The sequence below is a fragment of the Haloplanus aerogenes genome (assembly GCF_003856835.1).
Classification (GTDB): Archaea; Halobacteriota; Halobacteria; order Halobacteriales; family Haloferacaceae; genus Haloplanus; species Haloplanus aerogenes.
This window is the reverse complement of sequence record NZ_CP034145.1, coordinates 1,608,570-1,629,401: the sequence shown is the minus strand read 5'-3', so window position 1 is coordinate 1,629,401 and position 20,832 is coordinate 1,608,570. Positions and strand designations below refer to the sequence as shown.

The window sequence follows — 20,832 nt, the reverse complement described above, 5'->3', positions numbered from 1 at the left end:
GGAGCTACGTCCGCTCGACGGTGTCGGTCGTCGTCACCGAGTCGAGCGACGTGCCGAACCGCTCCTCGATGCCGATTCGGAGGATGGATTTCGCGATGGCGGCCCCACCGCGGAAGGGGTCGAGTTTCGTCTCGCCAGCGCGTTCGTCGTAGTCGATGGGCACCTCCGTCACCCGGTAGTTGCGGGCGACGGGACGCATCAGGAGTTCCGCCGAGAGCCCCGTGTTCTCGGTCCAGTCGATCCGGTGGAGCAGGTCACGCCGGTAGGCGCGCATCCCCGTCGTCACGTCGTGGAGCCGGCGGCCGAGAAGGAGGCTGGCGAGGCCGGCGAAGGCGCGGTTGCCGAGGCGGTTGAGCCGGGGCATCGTCTCCGCGCCGGGGGTGATGCGGTCGCCGCTGACCACGTCGTGCCCCTCGTTGATCAGGTCGAGGAAGTCCGGCAGGCGCTCCATCGGATAGGTGTCGTCGCAGTCGGTGGTGACGACCACCGGTCGGTCCGGCGTGAGGACGGCCTCGCGGACGGCGACGCCGTACCCCTGTGGCTCCTGTTCGATCACGCGGGCGCCCATGCCGCGAGCGATATCGGGCGTGCGGTCGTCGGAGCCGTCGACACAGACTACCTCGGCCCGCCCCCCACTCACCCGCTCGATATCTGCGAGAACGCTCCCGATCGCTTCCTCCTCGTTGTAGGTCCCCATGACGACAGCCACGTCGTCGAAGGTGAACTCGCTCATACCCCTACCTGTGAGTCCCACCACTTGAGCTTTTAGGTTTGCCTAAAACGTTGCGTCGGTGGGGCAGCAGGCGTCGTGGAGGTTCGCAGTGACGTGGTTGGCGAGGCGTTCGAGGTTCCGCGTATCCTCGCGGTTGTACGAGACGAGCGTATCGAGGGCAGCGTCGTCGCCGCGTTCGTACTGGCGCCAGAGGCGGACGGCGTCCTCGCCGGAGATGTCGGGGCGGTCGCGGTCGATGCCCACGTCCTTCTCGATGCGCTTGAGGCCGCCGGTCAGGTCGAGACGGCGGCAGGGGTACATCAGGTCGAGATGCGGCGCGTCGATGGAGAGGTCGAACGACTCCTCCAAGAACGGCACGTCGAACCGAGCGCCGTTGAAGGAGACGATCAGCGGCGCGTCCGCGAACTGCTCACGGAGCGCGCCGGTGGTGAGGTTGTCGCCGCGGACGAAGGTGTCGGTGTCGCCGTCGCGGTAGACGCTCACCGTCGTCACGTCGTGATGGGTGGTGTCGAGGCCGGTGGTCTCGATGTCGAAAAAGAGGGCGTCGTCGCGGAAGTTCTCGTAGAAGCGCCAGCGCTCGCTGGAAGGAAACGCCTCGTCGAAAAAGCCCGCGTCGCCCCGGCGGAGGTGGTCGGTCGCCACGTCGACGAAGTCGTGGATACGGTCGGCGGTCGTCGGGCCGACCACGGAGCCGTCGAAGTCGTCCCAGCGGGTGATGCCCGCCTCCCACAGGCGGCGCTCCGTCGTCTCGCCCACACCGCGGATGGGAATGAAGCTGTTCTCGATGCGCACAGCGGTAGTGGTCGGTCGGGGTAGAAAGCGTTTACGCGAACTGCGTGATCGCTTCGCGATCACGAACGGGGCGCGCGGTGGAACCGCGCGTCGGCGCCCCCACCCGGCGATGACCAGCCATCGGGCTTCAACTGCACGTACGCGCGGGCGCCGATGGCGACACCGATGACCCCGGCCACGGCGCCGACGACGACGCTCACTAGCACGACGACGACCGTCGGTGCGCCGACGAACCCGAGGACGATGCTCGGGACGGCAGTCGCGATACCGATGGCGAAGATGACGAGGAGGAGGAGGAACACGCCGAGGCGTTCCCCTTTGGTCAGTTCCCAGCCGGTACGGAGGGCGTCGATGGCGTTTCGCTCCTCGACGATCACCTCGAACTGGACGAAGTAGAGCGCCACGGCGAGGTAGATACCGGGGATGACGAGCAAGATGGTGCCGATGCCGATCAACACGTTGACGATGAAGCCGGCGACGAGGGCGTTCAGGACGACCCACGGCAGGTTGCGAGCCACGCCCGTCGGGAAGGAGCGACGGGCCTCGCTGACGAACGTCCGGATGCCGACGATGCCGACGATCTGTGCGAGAACGATCTGCGCGAGAAAGAGGGCGATGGCGACCGGGAGGCCCACGTCGAGAGCGAGGGCATTGCCGCCCATCCCCGGTGTCGTCGGGGTGGTCGCCGCGTCGGACGGGAGCGACGACCGAAACGCGTCGAACACGGCGAGGCTGAGCGTCTGTGCGGTGACGGTCGATATCACGCCCACGACGAGATACGCGACCAGCAGGAGACCGGCCACGCGCGTCAGGAGGCGGGAGAATCCGTCTTCGAGGACGGCGGGGATGTCGAGTGACATGAGGGTGATCCGACATTCGGTGACAATCCCGAAATACGTGCGGGGTCGGATCATGGACGGGGATACGTTCAGGTGGGTCGCCGTCGAAGAGGCTCCGTGCTCGAACTCGACGGCGCGGACGGCGGCGGACAGTTGCTCCGGACGGCACTGAGCCTCGCCGTCGTCACGGACACCCCGTTCCGGATCGAGTCGATCCGGAACGACCGACCGAATCCCGGCCTCGCCGCTCAGCATCTCGCGGCCGTCCAGCTCGCCGCGTCGTACTGTGATGCCGAGGTCGAGGGGGCCGAACTGGGAGCCGACACGGTGACGTTCGTGCCCGGTAGCGAGCGCCGGTCGCCACTGGAGGCACACGTCGACACCGCGGGGAGCGTCACGTTGCTCTGCGATACGCTCCTGCCGGTCGCCGCCGTCGACGACGACCCCGTTCAGCTCACGGCGACCGGCGGCACCGACGTGAAGTGGGCGCCGACCGCGGCGTACTACCGGCGGGTGAAACTGCCGCTGCTGGCCACGCAGGGGCTCGACGCCGACCTCACCGTCGACCGCACCGGCTTCTATCCGGCCGGGGGTGGCGAGGTGACGCTGACGGTCGCGTCGTCGTCGCTGTCGCGGTTCGACATCGACGACCGCGGCGACCTGGAGCGAGTCGACGTCTACTCGAAGGCCGCGGCCGACCTCGCGGATCGGGAGGTGGCCGACCGGCAGGCGACACAGGCCGCGGAGCGCCTCGACGAGATGGGCGTGCCCGCGGACGTGGCGCGCGTCGACTACGTCGAGGCGGAATCGCTCGGCTCCTCCCTGCTCCTCCGGGCGACCTACGACCACACGGTCGCGGGGTTCAGCGCGCTCGGTGAGCGCGGGCGCACGTCCGAGGACGTGGCCGACGAGGCTGTCGACGCGTTCGAGTCGTTCCGCGCCGGCACCGCCCCGGTCGACGAACACATGGCCGACCAGTTGCTGGTGTTGCTCGCGTTCGCCGGTGGCCGGATCCGCATCCCCCGGCTCACTGATCACGTGCGCACGAATCTGGAGCTCGTCGGCGCGTTCGGGAGCGACATCGAGGCCACGCCACAGCCGGACGGCACGTACAGGGTTCGAGCCAGCCGGATTCGGCCGTTCGGCGAGGACCACTGAGAGGGCTCAGTAGTCGAGACTAATGGTCTCGATGCAGACGGCCGACACAGTATAATACAGTACACAAACATCACTTCGTGCGTCCCCCTCGCTACAATCAGGGGTGGGACAGGCATAACTGGCCAGCGCCCCTCGTACTAGAGAGTTACCCATGGATATCTCCGAGATACTCTCCACGAAGTTCACCGAGTTCGACATCGGAACCCCGCTCTCGAAGGTCGCCGGGGCGTTCGAGAATCAGGAACTCGATGCCGTCGTCGTAACGGACGGCGACGAGTATCGCGGCGTCGTGAGTCGCCGACAGCTGGCGTCCTCGTCCAACCAGCCGTCTGCGAAGGTCGGCTCACAGGTACAGCACGTCCCGACTGTCGAGCGCACCGAGGACGTCCGCGAGGTCGCGCGGCTCATGATCGGGAGCGACGCCAAAACGCTCCCCGTACTCGACGGCGACGACCGTGTCGTCGGTGTGGTGACCGGCGATGCTGTCCTCGAGGCTGTCCGTCCGTTTCTCGACGCGGTGACTGTCGACGACGCCTACACGGCGGAGTTGATCAGTGCGACCCCGGAAACCACGATCGGGAAAGCGCTCAATACGCTTCGAGAAGCCGGTATCGCCCATCTCCCGGTCGTCGACGGGGACGACCTTGCAGGAATGCTGAGCCTGTACGACGTCATCGAGTTCACGACACGGGGCGGTAGCAAGAGCCAGGGTGGATCGTCGAGTAGCTTCGGTGGACGCGGCGGTGGCGGGCAGAACCGTGGTGGGTTCGGCGCGCGTGAGGGCAATTCCGACCGGATGCTCGACCTGCCGGTACGGAACCTGATGTCCGATACAGTCGCGACAGTCGAGCGGAGCGCACCGCTCGACGGCGTCGTCGAGACGATGTTCGAGCGAGAGATCTCCTCGCTCGTCGTCACGGACGACGACACCAATGAGCCGGTCGGAATCATCACGAAAACGGATATCATCGAAGCGCTCACCTGGGAAGGCGACGACCGGAACGCCGTGCAGGTGTTCGGTCTCGACCTGCTGGAGGGGATGGACTACGACGATGTCTCCGCGCTGATCGAGAACATGACCTCGAAGTACGGCGAGATGAGCGTGATCAAAGCCAGCATCGAACTGCAGGAGCACAAGGAACAGTCCCGGGGCGTGCCGCTGGTACTCGCACGGATTCGACTGGTCACTGACCGCGGCTACTTCACTGCCGATGGGGAGGGGTACGGTGCCTCCCACGCCCTCCGTCTCGCAGCGAACGCTGTCGAACGCCAACTTCTCAAGGGGAAGACCTACGGCCAGTCGAAGAAGCATCCGGATACAGACGAGCAGGAACAGCTCTACGGCTGGTGGCTCGGTGGGTGAATACACGACGTCCGGTCATCTCTCGATGTGTTCAGATTAGGACGGTGTGACGGACACCTCGAAAGAGGGGCCGCCGTCGGAACTATTCGAGCGGATCACGTCTCACCGCCGGTTTTCGTCTACTGCCGTAACGTCCGCGTCTCCGTCACCCTCGTCGACTGCGGGCCCCAGATCCCGGACACGGTCGCACCAGTACTCGTCATATCCCGCTCTACCACCGGGTAGCGGTGGACTCGTCCGCCGCTACCCGGTCGACCTTGCGGTCGGTTCCCTCCAGCAGCCCCTCACCGATGTCTACTCCTCGGCATGAGTGTCCAGCAATATGTGGCCTCACAAGAGCGGTAAACAAGGAAGTCGGTCGCCCGGATCTCTCTTTACGGTGATGCCGGGATCGACCCAACAGGGAGCCGTCAGGAGAGATCGGCTGTCCGCTCGAATTTCTGTATCGCATCGTCGCTGCCGGCTACGAACACCTCGTCCTCCGGGCGAACCCACGTGGATTCGTCAGTGAGAACTTCGCCAGCCCGTGCAACACCGACCACCGTCCAGTCGCGGTTCGGATCCTGACGGATCGCGGCGAGCTGTTCACCCGCGAAGGAAGCCCCCGACGCTCGGACGAGCCGGATCTGGTTCACGGGGGATATCACACGCTCCCCGTGGATCTCCGCGGCGACCAGTCTGGCACACACACGCTGGACGGACAGCGTGTAGTCCGCGCCGGCCCGAACGGCGGCGGAGGTCTTCTCCGCATCCGTGATCCGAACGAGGAGTTCGACCTCTGCCGACAACGACCGTGCCATCGCCACCGTCATCAGGGCCGAGGAATCGTCGTCGACAGTCACGAGGAGAGCAGTGGCCTCTTCGATGCCCGCTGCACGGAGCGTCTCCGGTTCAGTTGTATCGCCGACGATGTCGGGATTGGTGTCCGGATCGTCGTCGATGGTCGTCACAGCCGTGTCCGCCGTGAGGCGTTCGGCGGCCGCGGACCCGCCTTCCCCGAGTCCTGCAATGATCACATTGGAATGTGCCGTGTCTCCAGGTTCCCTCAGTCCGGCAATCTCTCTGGCGAGGGCCGTGATCTCGGACACTGGACCGGCCACCAGGAGGACCGTATTCGACGTGAGGCGGTCCTCGGGCGCAGGTGAGAGACGCAATTCGCCGTCGAACCAGCCGGCTACGAGGGTCAGATTCGGATGTTCTGGCACCGGAGACTCGTCGATGCGGACACCGTGAAGCGGGCTGTCGTGGCGGACCAATATCTCGCGGACACCTATTGCGTCGTTCTCGACGTTGGCCTCAATCGCGATTGGTGTTGTCGCCTTCTCGGCAAGTTGTTGCCCGATGAGAGCGTGGGGGGCGACGCTCCGGTCGACGCCGACCTCCTTCAGTGCCGCCTTGCGACGGGTGGATGCGGTGAAACTAACGACGTTGAGTTCCTCGTTTGCTTCCAGTGCTGTCAGGACGATACTCGCAGTTCGATCACCTGCGTCTGTGATGAGCAACTTCGCACGCTCGATAGTGGCCCGATTGAGGTCATCACGGTCCTCTGGATCACCGTGGATGGTCTGGTAGCCGTCGTCGGAGAGCCGCTTCGCTTCGTCTTCCTCCGACTCCAAGAGAACGTACTGAACGCCCAACTCCTCGAGCTCGTCGAGCACTACCTCCGTGTTGCGCTGGTATTCCGCGAGGACGACGTGGTCGTTCTTGGCCGAAAGGCGGTCGTCGAGGTTGAGTGGTGTCCGTTCGAACAGTGGGATGACGAGTACTCGTAGCGTCACGAAGCCGATGACGACACCGGTGACCTGCATTGTAATCATCATCGTATTCATGACAGGCGTCGACCAGGGAGAGTCAGACCCGTATCCGGTCGTGGTCATGGTTTCGACAACGATCTGTGCCGAGTGGAACACTGACTGCTGATCCCCCTCGAAGTAGCGCATTCCCGCATTGTACAGGAGAGTGTAGGTGAGAATGATCGTGATGAGCCCAACAGCGTAGACGAGGAGGAGCCGCTGGCGTCGAGTGAAGCGCTTTGGTGGGAGCCTATCTACGAGTTCATAGGTTCTCATGGATCGTGACTTGGTCTTTAGGCCCTGTTACCAAAAGCCGAAAGGCTCCAACGAAAAGGGAGTCACAGGTGGCGGTACTGTTGAGTGGCCGAGCGCACCGCTCCTCGCCATCATCGAACGCTTGCTCTGATCGATTCATCCGATTAATCAACACACCAGTTCATTCGGAAATTCGGGGCTACTATTCCTCCACCAGCCGTATTCATATGAGAAGCATGGTCGAACCCATCTATAGTTCTGCGACGTTGGAGCCGAACTCTGATGGTACAGACATCGACACAGTACTCGAGCGGATCGAGGGGTGCGTCAAGGACATCAGCCTCGGATTTGAGCGATGGGATGATCCCTACGCCCGTGGACCCGGACTCTATTTCGTCGTCGAACGGGGTTCCATGACCGACTTTGCGGCTCAGATGGGGACGAACCGCTGGCCGGTCGAGGACTGTGCAACGGTCTTTGCCGAGATCGATGCATTTCTTGAGGCTGCACAGAACGTAGCGTTATCGTGTGATGGCGCAGTCGTCGTTCACAGCGACGGGACGATAGAGGAGACGATGGTCCGAGTCAAGCAGCTCTCTCCAGCCGAATGCCGACGAAACGACGATCTTCCCTATGCGGGGTGGATGGGTGCACGTCACATGAGCGCGCTGGAAACTTCGACCCGACAAGAGGTGATCGCGGCGATCACACTCAGCGAAGAGGACGGCCGGGTGACGGTGTTCACTGACGGCACATTCGAGGATTTCTAGCCATCCCCTCGGTGATCGATTGACCAACGGCGAGCGAATACACTCGTGGCCGTTGAGTCGGACTTGCTACTTCCGTTCTCGCCGGGACGACACCGACGTACCCTCAGGGACGGCCTAATTTGTCACCGCTACCCGTCGTGTTGGACAGTACCCCGTTACGAGAGAGCGTGTCGTTTTTCGACGGGGCCTCACGACCCAGTCGACGACTGGTTTTATGGGGCTACCTGTGGACATCTCTCACGATACGTGATGGTGGGCAGCGGAACCGCTGTCCAAGTCGGAATCCTCGTTGCGACAGTCGGCGGACTCTGGATCGGGGCTCGACTCCTCGTCGATTCCGTGGTACGGCTGGCCCGTCGATTCGGACTGTCGGAGCTCACTATTGGTCTCACCATCGTCGCTGCCGGTACCTCCACTCCGGAGCTGGTGGTCACCGCTGACGCGGCACTGGCCGATCTGGGGGCGATTGCAGTCGGCAACGTCGTCGGGTCGAACATCTACAATCTCGCGTTCATACTTGGCGTCGTCTCGCTGGTTCGGATCATTCCGATCGAGCGGTCGCTGGTCCACCGCGACGGCGTGGTTCTGGTCGCAAGCACTCTTCTCGGTGCCGCAGTCATGTTCGACCGCATGGTGGTCCGTGTCGAGGGTGCCGTACTCCTCGTCTCGTTCGTCGCCTACACGGCGTACCTGCTCCGAACCGGTGCCGACCCCTCCGACGCGGATCTCAGTCCCGAGAAAGAAGGGATACCGACGGCGTTGACCGAACGTGTGACGTTCCGCGGACGCGATACGGTCCTGCTGGTACTGGGGCTCGCCGTGGTTCTGGTGAGCGGCGACCTGATGGTGGGGGCAGCCTCCACGCTGGCACGGGCAGCGGGCATCCCCGACTCGGTCATCGGCGGCACCATCGTCGCTGCGGGCACCTCGACGCCGGAGTTCGCCGTCTCGCTGGTGGCGATGCAGCAAGGACGGCTCGGCGTGTCCGTCGGGAACGTCGTCGGGAGCAACGTCTTCAACGTACTCGGTGTGTTAGGCGTGGCGGCAGTCGTCCGGCCGCTGTCGTTCGGATCCGTCGCGCTCGAATCCATCGCGTGGCTCATCGTCGTCACCGTGGTCATGGTCGCGGCGCTGTGGACGGGCCGACAGCTCTCGCGGCCGGAGGGTGCGTTGTTCGCTGCCTCGGAGGCCGGACGGTGGGTCCTGGGACTGCTGGGGCTGGTCGGATGAGAGACGCTCGGCTGCGATGAGCGGTCCTGCGGGAACCACAGTCCGTGCAGAGCGCATCGTCGAATTGGGAAGCCCTGCCCCGACAAGGCCTGTGTGAGTCATACCGGGCTTCGCCGACCGTTTCGGCGAAGGGCCGGGACACAGCTACAACTGCCCTTCGCAGAGACGGCGTGATTTGTCCTCGCTACCCGTCGCTTCGGACGTCAGTGTCAGCCGAGAGGTCGTGACCCCGTTCATTGGTGCTCATCGGAGACCGTCCCGGTACGAGACATCTCGCCGTCTTCGGCTTCGCGGTCGTCTGGCGTATCGACAGTCACAGCATCCGTGCTACCGCCTAATCGAACGGCTCCTGTACGAACTCCATCCGCCACACCGCTTAGTATGGATGCAATCTCCTCCGGCTGTCAGTTCTCTCTCGTAGTCGTCTCGGGACATAGTAACAATCGGGTGGGAAATATCGCTAGCATTCCGGATGCCAGACGCAGAAGACTGCGATCCCTGAATTACTGCCACACGGATGGAGTCACCCGGTTACTCAAAAACAGGAAGAGGATGAATACGTTGTGGGTTAAAATACTCGGGAGACGTAGGTGCGCTATGGCCGCATCACACGGAGTTCTGGATAGTGCTGTCTCAGTCCAAGCCGTGCCGTTGCAGTTCGGGGGTGGTTTCATCGAGCTTGCAGTCCTCTTTTTGATACTCGCACTCATCGCAGCGGTACTCGGTGCTCGAGGGGTCGCTGGAGTCAGTATGAACATCGCAAAATGGCTCGTCATCATCTTCGTCGTCCTCGCTATCGTCACGTTCATTCTGTAGACTCACCCCCAACTGCTCTCCGTGAGACACGCCACCTTTGAACCGGCGACTTCGAAACAGCGACGCCGGTCGCCAGCGTGAGATATCCTCCGCGCCGTCGACGGCGGGATTCTCTAACTAAAGGAAGGTCGATGCGGACGATCCCTGAAAGAGGATCTAGCCGGGATGTACCGCTGTGTTTGACGAACGAACTCGTCGAGTTTTGCTTCGACGAGTGTCGCGACGCGCCCACTGTACCTCCAGAGTGCTGCGTCGAGTTCTGTGGCTGATAGACACAGACGACACCGCGTGCGGTATCCGAACTCGAAGTCCCCGCCGTGTGGATGCCGTACTGATCGGTCCCCAGACACCGTCGCCGCCCTCTCGCTCTAGTTCCGAGTCGAGCGCGTCAAGGGAGAGAACGGCCACTCCGCGGGTCGACTTCCGGTCCCCGTCACCGGTGAGGGTCAGCGGGTCCGCTTGGACGGCCAGTTGGATTGCTCTCCCTGTCGTGTGACTCGCATCATTAAAAACCGAATTAGTGTGAAAATATTGCCGCTTGATGTAGTCTCGGGAAGAACTATAGACCGTATGTCTCACCCGCTCCCGCTGCAGATCGGCACGTCTCTATTCGGGATAGTTGGTCTGTTGGTGCTTGGGCTGGCAATCGTAACGGTCTGGCAGATGGTACGGATCGTCGATGCCTACGACAAACAGGCACTCACCGTGTTCGGCGAGTATCGCGGCTTGCTCGAGCCGGGCATCAACTTCGTTCCGCCGTTCGTTTCGCGCACGTACCCGTTCGACATGCGTACACAGACGATGGACGTGCCCCGGCAGGAGGCGATCACGCGGGACAACTCCCCCGTGACGGCGGATGCCGTCGTCTACCTCCGCGTGATGGATGCGAAGAAGGCGTTCCTCGAGGTCGAAGACTACAAGACGGCGGTCTCGAACCTCGCCCAGACCACGCTCCGGGCGGTCATTGGCGACATGGAACTCGACGAGACGCTGAACAAGCGCCAGGAGATCAACGCTCGCATCCGCAAGGAACTGGACGAACCGACCGACGAATGGGGGATTCGTGTCGAGTCGGTCGAGGTCCGAGAAGTCAACCCCAGTCCGGAGGTTCAGAACGCGATGGAACAGCAAACCGGCGCGGAGCGTCGCCGCCGGGCGACGATCCTCGAAGCACAGGGCGAACGCCGGAGTGCCGTCGAGAAAGCCGAGGGGGACAAGCAGTCGAACATCATTCGAGCGCAAGGCGAAAAGCAGAGCCAGATTCTCGAAGCGCAGGGTGACGCCATCTCGACGGTCCTGCGCGCGAAGTCCGCGGAGTCGATGGGGGAGCGAGCGATCATCGACAAAGGGATGGACACGCTCGAAGCGATCGGTCAGGGGGAATCGACGACGTTCGTTCTCCCGCAGGAACTCACCTCGCTGGTGGGTCGCTACGGCAAGCACCTCACGGGGAGCGACGTGACGGGCAACGGACAGCAGCTAGACAGTCTACAGTTCGACGCCGAGACGCGCGAACTCGTCGGACTCGACGACATCAAAGAGATTCTCGGCGAAATCGACCGAGCAGCCGAGATGGATATCGAAGAGCTAGAGAAACAGGCCAAGGCGGTCAAGGACGGAGCATCCGAGAGTGCCGACCACGCCGACGAGCAGATCAACGACCAAGCATGACTTCCGAACGAACTCCTCCGACAGGTTGGGTATTGGACACCGAGCAGACGACACACGACGAACTCATGGGCCGGGACTACACCACGGTCCTCTATCGACAGGAACACACCCGAGATGCAGTGTACATCAACGAGGTCATAGACGGAGAGAACGTCTGGAAATACGCCGTACACCGCTCGGGGCGGGACGGTGACCTTGGAACCGCCGCTGACCTAGAGGCGGCGAAGGAGATAGCGTTCGCGTTCATGGACAACTCCGTCGGCAGCGTGTGACAGCCTCCGCGCTGTCGACGGCAGGAACTCCTCGCTGAACTACAATATCGTCGCAGTTGGCATTGTTTGCACGCCCGACTGCACGCAGTCTGGCGATACGGCGTCAATGACGTACAAAGGCTACTGTAGATGTCTGCGGTCTCCCGGAAGTGGCTCTGACCTACCCCTGCGTTTGACGGACGAACTCGTCGAGCTTTGCTTCGATGAGTGTCGCGACACGCTCGCTGTATTGCCAGAGTGCCGCGTTGAGTCGCTCTTCGGTCTCGTCGTCGAGGTCGTCGGCGCCGCGGAGGACGGAATCCCTGGTGATCTGTGGATGATAGACACAGACGACACCGAGTGCGGTATCCGAACTCGAACTCCCCGCCGTGTGGATGCCGTACTGATCGGTCCCCCAGACACCGTCGCCGCCCTCTCGCTCCAGTTCGGAGTCGAACGCATCGAGGAGTTGCACCTCTTCGGGGGAGAGCACAGGATCGTCGCCGTCGAACAGTTCAGCGTACGCCTCTCTCCGGGAACTCTTCGTCCACTGGTCCAACTGAGAGCGGGCTTGGAGGATGAGCTGTCGTTCGTCCGGAAACTCGGCCATGCCGCTAGAACGACGGGCAGGTCAATGAACGTTCGTGTGGCGCCGACAGTCCGAGATGGTGGTGATCACAGGGCGTTCGAGGATAGTCGTCCACGTCTTCCTTTCCGGTAGACCCAGAGACTCGTTACGCTGACGAGGTAGCTACTGATGGGGACTAACACGGTCGTCGGTTGCAGGGCGACGACTGAGACGAGTGCCCCGAGAGCGATGGCGACTACGACCGCGGGGATAGCCAAGATGGCAATTGGAACCAGCAGGATCGGCGGCACGTGCCGAAGTGGTTCGACGAGCGCCGAGAGAGCGGCATACCCGGCGAGTCGAAGCAGTAGATCACTACCGCGTCGAGCGCGCCATGCGCGTCTCGTTGCCGTCCCGAACCAAATCCTCACATCTCGGACACACTCGCACGGTGTCGAGATGTGTCGGTGCAAACACACGAACGTACCGCTCGGTCACGAAGGAATCACAGTTGTCGCACTCGGGCATACCGACTCCAGAATACTCACGGTCATAATTTGCCGTACTTACTCGCTTACTCAATGTTATTATCTCGGTGACACTCGAACGTCTCGACCTCGACTTCCGGGCCGATAGTCGTGTTCGCTTCCCACCCATCGATACCGAAGTCTCCGGCAAAATCAGAGCCGTCGCTTTGCTCGGCGCAGCCGGCGACGCCCGTCATTCCATCTGCCCGGGGCGGATCACGACGGAACGTGAATTTGTGCGGTGACCGTGAGTAGCAATCCATCGCAGCCGTTGGATTTTGTCGTCGACGAATGCGGACTCCCAACTGAGCCGAGTAGTTGTTTTGATAATCTGGGTAAAAATCGAATGCGCTTTCCTCGTCTACCACGACACTATCGTATGGAGTACGAGATCGAGGCAGACGAATCGGCAAGCACAGCCGTGGTGCGTGCCGTGAGCGCCGTCGAAGGTGTTGATCAACGGTCGCTTCGGCCGCTCGCGGAAGTCCTCGATCCGGATGCGTTGGATGCCCTGTTCGGTTCGCGCGGTGACGGCACCCCCCGGCCAGGTGGCCGCCTCACGTTCGTCTACAGCAAGTGCTGGGTCACGGTCGAGAACGGCGAGTACCTCACGCTACGCCCGATTGATCCTCGAATCCACAACAGACGGCCGGACTCCATCGATAGTGACATCCGGTGACGGGTCAGCTACCGGGCGATCTCCAAGACGTCTACTGCCGGAACAGAAAGAATCCGGCCCCCCGAAATGCCGACCACCGTTACGAACGGACAGCCGACAATCTCACGAGGTGGGATCACGCCGGGTCAAGAGCCCCTGTGCCATGAGTCGGCGGGCGATCACGACGAGACCGTTCCCGAAGCCTTCGCCGAAGATCGCCTGTTCCTCTTTCGTCTTCGGCATGATGGAACTCACGAGGATCGTCGAGCGGTCGACCAGTAGCAGGCGACCGATTGCGGTCTCGTCTTCGGTGGCGTTCTCGCCGTGTAACCACTCGAGGCCCGAGATGAACGTCGTGGCGTTCGGAACGGCCGTTTGAATCTGTTCTTGTAGTGATTCACTCAAGGCACCGATGAGCAACTCGACGTCGTTCCCAACCTCGTTGAGCCTGGCGACGAGGTCCTCCGTCAACAGCGACTCGTCGCCGACGACGAGTACGATCTCCTCGGTAGCCGTCTCGATGAGTTGCTCTGTCCGGTTTTCGATCCCGCCGTTCCCGGACATTGCCCACACTTGCTGGACCGGCTCCTCGTCTTCCTCCTCGATGATGGTGACCGTCTCGAGGGCGTCGTGAAGCCGTTCGACGCGGGCCTCGTACTGGTCGCGGAGCGTCTCGGTCGCTTCGTCCAGTGGAACCGCGCGAAACTGCTGTGGGCTCGAATGCTGGATTTCGGCCAAGCCCTGTGCTTCCAGCACCCGGATCGCGTCGTACACTCGCGTCCGCGGCACTTCGGTCATCTCGCTGAGTTTCTTCGCCGTCCCCGTCTCTAACCGTGACAGTCCCACGAAACACCGTGCCTCGTACTCCTTCAACCCGAGTTGCTGCAGTACTTCTATCGCCTCTTCCATGTTTTCGGATACGTTCATTGTGTCCCAACCACCTCGTTTGAACGGGGTAAACTAACAGTTAGTCGGGAAGACGGATAGAGGTTGTCACTCACTTCATAACTCACGCATCACTCATATCGACGATGATTTCGAAAAGAAGGAGAACATACCAAACAGGCAAGGGGCGGAGAAACTACTGTAACTCGGAGAGTCACAACTACTCCTCGAGAGAATAGGTCGATAGAAAGCGAACGAAATCTCGCTAGCGATACTTCACCCGTTTAATCACAACATCTATATTCGGCTGGAGTTCATACGTCACAGCTAGCACGCAGTGTAGCACTGTGTCCCAACCACTCGCTCCTGCGTGCTGACCCGCCACCTCACGTGGCAGGGTTCGACGGGAATGTCCCCCTATTGATGAACACCGACCCCACCCAAGACCCACAGTCCGCTGCCGTCGAGCAACTCGAACAGTTCGGATTGAGTTCGTACGCCGCGCGGACGTTCGTGGCGCTCGCCGGCCTCGGCACCGGGACAGCCAGAGATGTCAGTCAGGTATCGGAGGTTCCCCGAACCCGCGTCTACGATGCCATCGACGAACTGCACGACCGGGGACTCGTCGATGTCCAGCAATCCTCCCCCAAGGAATTCTGGGCGATCTCCGCCGAGACCGCGAGTCGATCCTTCGAACACGAACTCCAACACCGTACGGATATCCTCCAGACCGCACTGACCGAACTGGAACCCGTCGAGCGGCGAGATACGCAGCGCGGTGTCTGGACAGTCGACGGCCAGACAGCAGTCACGGAACGGATCTTGGAGTTTTTCGATAGTGCAGACGAGGAGATCGTCTACATGACTGTCGAAGAGTTACTCACCGACGACCTGATCGACGCGCTGGGCGACGCCGCAGAACGCGGTATTTCGATCAAACTCGGCGGCGTTTCGGCGGAGGTACAGGAGCGGATCCAAGACGAAATTCCCAGTGCGACGATGTTCGAGTCGCTGTGGGCCTGGTCGGATACTCCGGCTGGCCGGATCATGATGATCGACGGACAGAAAACACTCGTGAGCGCGCTCGTCAACGGTGTGGACGAGAGTCAGTCCGACCCACGCTCGGAGACCGCCATCTGGGGCGAAGGCGAGACCAACAGCCTCGTCGCTGTTCTGAAAGCGATTTTCACGTGGCGGCTCGACACCGTCGACTCGGACTCGTAACGAGTGGCGATACAGTCACCGGCCGTTACGGTCACCTGATTCTGCCGGAGTGGGTACGACCGGGCTTCGTTTCCCGGGCAGGAGTCGTGATCGACGTGGGCTCACCCCGTCCACGTACTCCCCATATCGCCGCTGATGGTCTCCAGCCACGCCTCGAACCGTTCCCGACACGTATCGGCTGTCTCGACGTGTTCCACGAATCCCGCTCCAGCGTCTCGCGAGGCTGTTCCACAGAACGGGCAGCAATCCGGGTTATCCCACTCGGTGGAATCCCGTGGTGGATGTGAGTCGTCCGATCGATTTATTCGACGTGATCGACGACGATGGCGGCAACGATATCGTCCGGTCGCTGGAAACGTCAGTGATTCCAGTTCCAACTCGACATCGACGAGTTCTGCCACGTCGACTGGCGAACTCCGGTTCGTCCCGGCGGGCTATAGTAGCCTTTGTAAGGCATCGCACATCCGATCACCAGACGACGTGCAATCTGGCGTCCAACGACGTACAAAGGCTACTATCGGCTTCCGGACTCCGCAGTACGTTGTCACAGCAGGTGATGAGAACGGACCGAAGATCAGTCACCCACTTTATCAAAAATACTCGAATTATGAAGATGTAGTCGTTTGATTGACGTTCACCACCATGGATAAGTATGGCACAATCCTCAGCAGAGCTGTCGCTGACGTCGATTTACGAAAACCGCATCGGAACGGTGACGAGCACGAACGAGGTTCTCGGCTACTGGTCGTTCTTGGTCGGCGTTAGCCTCGGCCTGCTCGGACTCGTCACCTACTTCGCGACTGATGCAGCGACGACCGGACGTGGCATTGGCTATGCTGTGGCTGCACTGGCACCAGCGTTTCTCATGACCGGAGCCGTCCTCCGGTTCCCGCTTCGCAGGATGGCGACGTATCTCGTCGGCGTGGGTGCAGCCATCACGCTCTTGGCAGTGGCTTGGTTCGTGTTGATCTTCCCGAGCGGCTGGTCGACATCTACTGGACATACCGGTGTGATTCTCACCTACATCACCGGGCTGGGAATCATCGGCATCGCCGGCAGCGTCGTTCCCCTCGCGACGGACCCACAGAAAGCCGCGGCCGAACTGGCGGGCGCCGCAGCCGAAGCAGACGCTGCTGACGCAAACCGGGATGCGAACGAACGGCACGAGAAGGCGGAAGCCGCCGCTGCCGAACGCGAGTCGGAGCTTCGTTCCGAACTAAGTGAACTGAAACGCGAAAACGCCAAATTGCGAGCAAGTAGGGCTGATGACGCAAACCAGGATGCGACCGAACAACACGAGAAGGCGGAAGCCGCCGCTGCCGAACGCGAGTCGGCGCTTCGTTCCGAACTAAGTGAACTGAAACACGAAAACGCCGAATTACGAGCAAGTAAGGCCGACGAAGTCGATCTCGAACGAACGATAACCGACCTCGAGAGGGGAATCACCGATACCGAGGCCGAGAGAGTCGATCTCGCGGCGGAGATCCAAGCGCTCCGGACGAGTCAGGCACAGTTCGAACTCTACGAGGACACTGCGGGCGAGCACCGCTGGCGGCTCCGCCACCGGAATGGCAATCTCATCGCCGACAGCGGAGAAGGCTACACCCAGCGGCACAACGCTCAGAAGGGGATGCAGAGCGTTCGTCGGAACGCCCTCGGTGCAACCACCCTCTTCATCGAAAGCGAAGCGGAACTCCCGGAAACAACCGAGGGGCTCGTGATCCCTGCTGAGACGGAGAGTCAGGCGGAGTTCGAACTCTACGAGGACACTGCGGGCGAGTACCGCTGGCGACTCCGCCACGAGAACGGCAACATCATCGCCGGGTGCGGCGAAGGGTACGCCTCCCGAAACGGCGCGAAAACTGCGATCGAACGTGTCCGGCGGTATGTTGGGCCTGCAGACTATCTGCACCCGGATCCGACCGCGATCGAAGTCTACCGCGATGTCGCAGGCGGGTGGCGATGGCGGCTCGTTCACCGCAACGGCAACGTCCTGGCGAGCAGTGGGGAAGGGTATGCGAGCCGGTCTGGTGTCCGTCGCGTGATTGACAGCCTCCGCGAGGACATCGGCGACGCGGAGATCGAAGTGTACGAGGACGAAAGCGGTGGATTCCGTTGGCGACTGGCGGGCGGAGACACCCGGATTAAGGCCGACAGCAGTGGCTACGAATCTCACGACGGAGCCACAGACGCCGTCGAACGTCTCCGGAGGTTCCTGCCCGAAGCCGACCTGATCGATATCGGACGGGCCGCCTTCGAAGTGTACGAGGACACTGCGGGCGAGTACCGGTGGCGACTCCGCCACCGGAACGGGAACATCCTCGCGGACGGCCGCGAAGGCTACTCCGACCGGAGCGGTGCGTGGCGTGGAATCGAGAGCGTCAAGCGGAACGCCCCCAATGCGGGACTGACCTCGTAATCGTCTCTCCACGTCCAGTGACGGTGAGCACGTCTCCTGTTTCACCGGCCACCCGGTACTCGCCATCCGTATAAGAGTGACCACATATCATACACGGACCCCCCAGAAGAACGCGATTCCGAGGACGGTGACGATCGAGAGGAGGAACTGTAACGGCGCGCCGACCCGAAGGAAGTCAGAAAACGTGTACCCACCGGGTCCGTAGACGAAGAGATTGGTCTGGTACCCCACCGGCGTCATGAACGCCGTCGAGGCGGCGAACGTGACCGCCAGGACGAACGCGAACGCGTTCGCCCCAATCGACTGGGCGGCGTTGGCAGCCACCGGAATCATCAACACGACGCTCGCGTTGTTGCTGATGACGCTCGTCAACAGCCCGGTCGCGAGGTAGAAGACCCACAGCACGCCGATCGGTGGCAGGAACACCGCCGTCGAGGCGACGGCGTCGCCGAGCAGCGCCGCAGCGCCCGTCTGCTGCAGGGCGATACCGAGCGGGATGACGCCGGCGAGGAGGAAGATCACGTTCCACTCGACGGACGAGTAAAGTTCCGTCGGCTTGAGGACGCCGGTGAAGATCATCGCCACGACGCCGGCGAGTGCCGAGACGACGATCGGGAAGATGTTCAACGCCGGCAGTGCGACCACGCCGGCGATGATGCCGACCGCGAACGGAATCTTCTCGCTCCGGTAGCTCACCTCGTCGAACTCGTGGGCGACGATGAAATCCTCGTTCTCGACGAGTCGTGTGAGGCTGTCGGGCGGCGCTTGGACTAAGAGCGTGTCGCCGACGCGAATACGGATCTCCTCGAACTGATCCCGGACGACGTCTCCACGGGTGCGAAAGGCGAGCACGTTCGCGTCGTAGCGCTGTCGAAACGACGAACTCGCCAGCGTCTCGCCAACGAGAAACGATCCAGACGGGATGACGACTTCGACGAGCACCGGTTCTTCCTCCTCCGGATGCAGGTCGTCCTCGGTTCGCGGACCTCCCGATAGTGTGAGTCCTTCCGCATCCATGATGTACTCGAGCGTCTCTCGGTTCGTCCTGAGTCGGAGCGTATCGTTTTCGTGGATCTCCTTTCGAGCGAGCGGTTCGTTGAACTGCTCGCCGTAGCGAATCAGCTGTAACACGTCGATATCGAGGTCGTCGTCGCCGAGCGCCTCCCGGACCGTCTGGCCGATCAGTGGTGAGTTCGCTGGGACGACGACATCCGCGAGGTATTCCTGGAGCGCGTACTCCTCGACGAGGTCCTCGTCAGCCGGGATTCGTTCGGGAAGGAGTCGAACGCCGATCGTCATGAGATAGAGGGCTCCGACGGCGAAGACAATGATGCCGAGTTTGGTGAACTCGAACATTCCGAACGCGTGTAATCCGAGCCCGGGCGACTCCGCACCGAGTTGGGCCGCGATGTCGCTCGCGAGGATGTTCGTCGACGTTCCGATGAGTGTGAGCGTTCCCCCGAGCATCGACGCGAACGACAGCGGCATCAGGAGCTTCGAGGGCGAGGTCTTCCCTTCGTGTGCGAGATCGGCGATGACGGGGACCAGAATCGCGACGACCGGCGTGTTGTTGATGAATCCCGAAACTGGGCCAGTGACCCCGATCGTCGCGGCGAGTTGCTTACGTCGGTCGGTCCCGGCGAAGGCACTCATCTTCCGGCCGATCAACTGGACGAGGCCGGTTCGGTTGATACCCGTGCTCAGAATGAGCATCGCCAGGACCGTTATCGTCGCCGGGTTCGCGAACCCCGAGATTCCCTCCCGCGGGGAAATCTGTGTCCATGGTTCGAGCACCATCAACAGAACCATGATCAAGATGGCGGTGACGTCGATTGGGAACCGTTCGGTCGCAAACAGAACGAGAGCGAGGAGAATGAGGGCAAAGACGACCAGCATCTCCGCTGTCACCGATGTCGAAGCCAGGCCCCGAGTTGCCAGCGGAGGTAAAAAGGAAAGCACACTGTATAGTGGTCGTTACGTGGGAAAAGGTCTGGTATCCCGACCCGCCGGACGACTGTTGGTCCAGTTGCGACCGCTGATCGGATGGCTCTGCTCGGGCGAACATCGGCCACTCGTGGCAGACGGTGAGTTCGCCGACCTCGGCGGCCGCTACTGTGCCGACATCTACCGCAATCGGGCGGGCCCGCTCCACGGCAGCGCACCACTTCGACCTGTAGTCCGACCGCGCCGACGATCGTCCGTTCCCGAGATAGGTAATGTAATATATTTCGTTTACCCCTGGTGTCGGACGTATTCAGAAGCCGAAAACGATCCCTTCCTATCTATTCGAGTTATACGGGCATCTTAGGCCCCCTTATGCGAATATACAGATATATCGAGAATCGAACTGCGCACAATCTGTGATCGTGTTACTCACAGAACGTAAATTCAAATGTTTATTCCCGTCAGAGGACAATTCGTATCCGTAATGGTTCAATCCGTCACACTCGACACGGCAAAGGAATTGATCGACGCGGCGGAGCGGAAGGCCGAGGAGATCGACAACCCGATGGTCATCGCGGTGACGAACAGCGAGGGGAACCTCGTCGCACAGCGCCGGATGGACGGCGCGTGGCTCGCGTCCGTCTCGATCTCGCGAAACAAGGCGTACACCTCCGCAGCGCTCGACATGCCGACACACGAACTCGCCGAACCCTCCGAGCCCGGTAACTCCCTGTACGGACTCCAGTCGACCGACGAAGGTCGACTGGTAATCTTCGGCGGGGGGTATCCGCTGTTCGACGAGGACGGGGAGGTAGTCGGTGCGTTCGGCGTCTCCGGTGGTGCGGTCGAACAGGACATGGAGGTCGCGGAAGCGGGCGTCGCTCACTGGGAGACGGTTCGCGGTGACGAGGAACCGCCCGAGGTGGCTCACTGATG

21 protein-coding genes and 1 pseudogene are annotated in these 20,832 nt (G+C 61.8%); 11 read left to right on the top strand and 11 right to left on the bottom strand.

The window, feature by feature from the left end; all coding sequences use genetic code 11:
* Nucleotides 1-4: 4 nt before the first annotated feature.
* From DU502_RS08260 to DU502_RS08250, 3 genes are read right to left on the bottom strand one after another with little or no spacing between them, the layout of a single operon-like run.
* Nucleotides 5-733, bottom strand: a complete 729-nt coding sequence (locus DU502_RS08260) for a dolichyl-phosphate hexose transferase (RefSeq protein ID WP_121918911.1) — start codon at nucleotides 731-733, stop codon at nucleotides 5-7.
* Between the two features lie 42 nt (nucleotides 734-775).
* The gene (locus DU502_RS08255; RefSeq protein ID WP_121918910.1) at nucleotides 776-1,525 is read right to left on the bottom strand and encodes a ribonuclease H-like domain-containing protein; all 750 of its coding nucleotides are present in this window, start codon (nucleotides 1,523-1,525) and stop codon (nucleotides 776-778) included.
* 59 nt (nucleotides 1,526-1,584) lie between these two features.
* Nucleotides 1,585-2,385, bottom strand: a complete 801-nt coding sequence (locus DU502_RS08250) for a hypothetical protein (protein WP_121918909.1) — start codon at nucleotides 2,383-2,385, stop codon at nucleotides 1,585-1,587.
* Nucleotides 2,386-2,481: 96 nt separating this feature from the next.
* On the opposite strand from DU502_RS08250, the gene rtcA reads away from it, so the two are divergent.
* On the top strand, nucleotides 2,482-3,522 hold the full coding sequence (gene rtcA / locus DU502_RS08245) for an RNA 3'-terminal phosphate cyclase (protein WP_121918908.1): 1,041 nt from the start codon (nucleotides 2,482-2,484) through the stop codon (nucleotides 3,520-3,522).
* 151 nt (nucleotides 3,523-3,673) lie between these two features.
* Nucleotides 3,674-4,885 (top strand): CBS domain-containing protein, encoded by a 1,212-nt coding sequence (locus DU502_RS08240; protein ID WP_121918907.1) that lies wholly within the window; start codon nucleotides 3,674-3,676, stop codon nucleotides 4,883-4,885.
* Nucleotides 4,886-5,295: 410 nt separating this feature from the next.
* Here DU502_RS08240 and DU502_RS08235 read toward each other — a convergent pair whose 3' ends face one another.
* Nucleotides 5,296-6,954, bottom strand: coding sequence for a potassium channel family protein (locus DU502_RS08235; protein ID WP_121918906.1), 1,659 nt, complete (start codon nucleotides 6,952-6,954; stop codon nucleotides 5,296-5,298).
* A gap of 215 nt (nucleotides 6,955-7,169) precedes the next feature.
* Here DU502_RS08235 and DU502_RS08230 point away from each other — a divergent pair, with 215 nt between their 5' ends.
* From DU502_RS08230 to DU502_RS08220, 3 genes are all read left to right on the top strand, one after another.
* Nucleotides 7,170-7,703 (top strand): diadenylate cyclase, encoded by a 534-nt coding sequence (locus tag DU502_RS08230; RefSeq protein WP_121918905.1) that lies wholly within the window; start codon nucleotides 7,170-7,172, stop codon nucleotides 7,701-7,703.
* 249 nt (nucleotides 7,704-7,952) lie between these two features.
* Complete coding sequence (locus DU502_RS08225) at nucleotides 7,953-8,933, top strand: calcium/sodium antiporter (protein ID WP_121918904.1); 981 nt, start codon at nucleotides 7,953-7,955, stop codon at nucleotides 8,931-8,933.
* Between the two features lie 597 nt (nucleotides 8,934-9,530).
* Entirely contained in the window at nucleotides 9,531-9,749 is a 219-nt protein-coding gene (locus DU502_RS08220) for a DUF1328 domain-containing protein (protein ID WP_121918903.1), read from the top strand.
* Nucleotides 9,750-9,862: 113 nt separating this feature from the next.
* Here DU502_RS08220 and DU502_RS18680 read toward each other — a convergent pair.
* Nucleotides 9,863-10,199 (bottom strand): annotated as a pseudogene (locus DU502_RS18680) (DUF7539 family protein).
* 120 nt (nucleotides 10,200-10,319) lie between these two features.
* On the opposite strand from DU502_RS18680, the gene DU502_RS08210 reads away from it, so the two are divergent.
* Entirely contained in the window at nucleotides 10,320-11,420 is a 1,101-nt protein-coding gene (locus DU502_RS08210; protein WP_121918902.1) for an SPFH domain-containing protein, read from the top strand.
* A 32-nt stretch (nucleotides 11,421-11,452) separates the two neighbouring features.
* Entirely contained in the window at nucleotides 11,453-11,692 is a 240-nt protein-coding gene (locus DU502_RS08205) for a hypothetical protein (protein WP_241966749.1), read from the top strand.
* 160 nt (nucleotides 11,693-11,852) lie between these two features.
* On the opposite strand, the gene DU502_RS08200 is transcribed toward DU502_RS08205, so the two are convergent.
* From DU502_RS08200 to DU502_RS18225, 3 genes are all read right to left on the bottom strand, one after another.
* Nucleotides 11,853-12,281 carry a DUF7539 family protein gene (locus DU502_RS08200; protein ID WP_121918900.1) on the bottom strand — a complete coding sequence of 143 codons (429 nt, stop codon included), beginning with the start codon at nucleotides 12,279-12,281 and terminating at the stop codon, nucleotides 11,853-11,855.
* Nucleotides 12,282-12,614: 333 nt separating this feature from the next.
* Nucleotides 12,615-12,767 carry a DUF7563 family protein gene (locus DU502_RS19195; protein WP_449271752.1) on the bottom strand — a complete coding sequence of 51 codons (153 nt, stop codon included), beginning with the start codon at nucleotides 12,765-12,767 and terminating at the stop codon, nucleotides 12,615-12,617.
* A gap of 46 nt (nucleotides 12,768-12,813) precedes the next feature.
* Nucleotides 12,814-12,963, bottom strand: coding sequence for a hypothetical protein (locus DU502_RS18225; RefSeq protein WP_158601114.1), 150 nt, complete (start codon nucleotides 12,961-12,963; stop codon nucleotides 12,814-12,816).
* Between the two features lie 182 nt (nucleotides 12,964-13,145).
* On the opposite strand from DU502_RS18225, the gene DU502_RS08190 reads away from it, so the two are divergent.
* Complete coding sequence (locus tag DU502_RS08190) at nucleotides 13,146-13,445, top strand: HalOD1 output domain-containing protein (protein ID WP_121918899.1); 300 nt, start codon at nucleotides 13,146-13,148, stop codon at nucleotides 13,443-13,445.
* A gap of 102 nt (nucleotides 13,446-13,547) precedes the next feature.
* Here DU502_RS08190 and DU502_RS08185 read toward each other — a convergent pair whose 3' ends face one another.
* Nucleotides 13,548-14,351, bottom strand: coding sequence for a TrmB family transcriptional regulator (locus DU502_RS08185; protein ID WP_121918898.1), 804 nt, complete (start codon nucleotides 14,349-14,351; stop codon nucleotides 13,548-13,550).
* 381 nt (nucleotides 14,352-14,732) lie between these two features.
* Here DU502_RS08185 and DU502_RS08180 point away from each other — a divergent pair, with 381 nt between their 5' ends.
* Nucleotides 14,733-15,533 carry a TrmB family transcriptional regulator gene (locus DU502_RS08180; protein ID WP_121918897.1) on the top strand — a complete coding sequence of 267 codons (801 nt, stop codon included), beginning with the start codon at nucleotides 14,733-14,735 and terminating at the stop codon, nucleotides 15,531-15,533.
* A gap of 101 nt (nucleotides 15,534-15,634) precedes the next feature.
* Here the strand turns inward: DU502_RS08180 and DU502_RS19190 are convergent, their stop codons facing one another.
* Entirely contained in the window at nucleotides 15,635-15,934 is a 300-nt protein-coding gene (locus tag DU502_RS19190) for a DUF7501 family protein (RefSeq protein ID WP_449271751.1), read from the bottom strand.
* A 251-nt stretch (nucleotides 15,935-16,185) separates the two neighbouring features.
* On the opposite strand from DU502_RS19190, the gene DU502_RS08170 reads away from it, so the two are divergent.
* Nucleotides 16,186-17,952 carry a YegP family protein gene (locus DU502_RS08170; protein WP_121918896.1) on the top strand — a complete coding sequence of 589 codons (1,767 nt, stop codon included), beginning with the start codon at nucleotides 16,186-16,188 and terminating at the stop codon, nucleotides 17,950-17,952.
* Nucleotides 17,953-18,039: 87 nt separating this feature from the next.
* Here DU502_RS08170 and DU502_RS08165 read toward each other — a convergent pair whose 3' ends face one another.
* The gene (locus tag DU502_RS08165; protein ID WP_121918895.1) at nucleotides 18,040-19,848 is read right to left on the bottom strand and encodes an SLC13 family permease; all 1,809 of its coding nucleotides are present in this window, start codon (nucleotides 19,846-19,848) and stop codon (nucleotides 18,040-18,042) included.
* 532 nt (nucleotides 19,849-20,380) lie between these two features.
* On the opposite strand from DU502_RS08165, the gene DU502_RS08160 reads away from it, so the two are divergent.
* Nucleotides 20,381-20,830: a GlcG/HbpS family heme-binding protein gene (locus DU502_RS08160; protein ID WP_121918894.1), complete on the top strand. Its 450-nt coding sequence runs from the start codon at nucleotides 20,381-20,383 to the stop codon at nucleotides 20,828-20,830.
* Nucleotides 20,831-20,832: the final 2 nt, after the last annotated feature.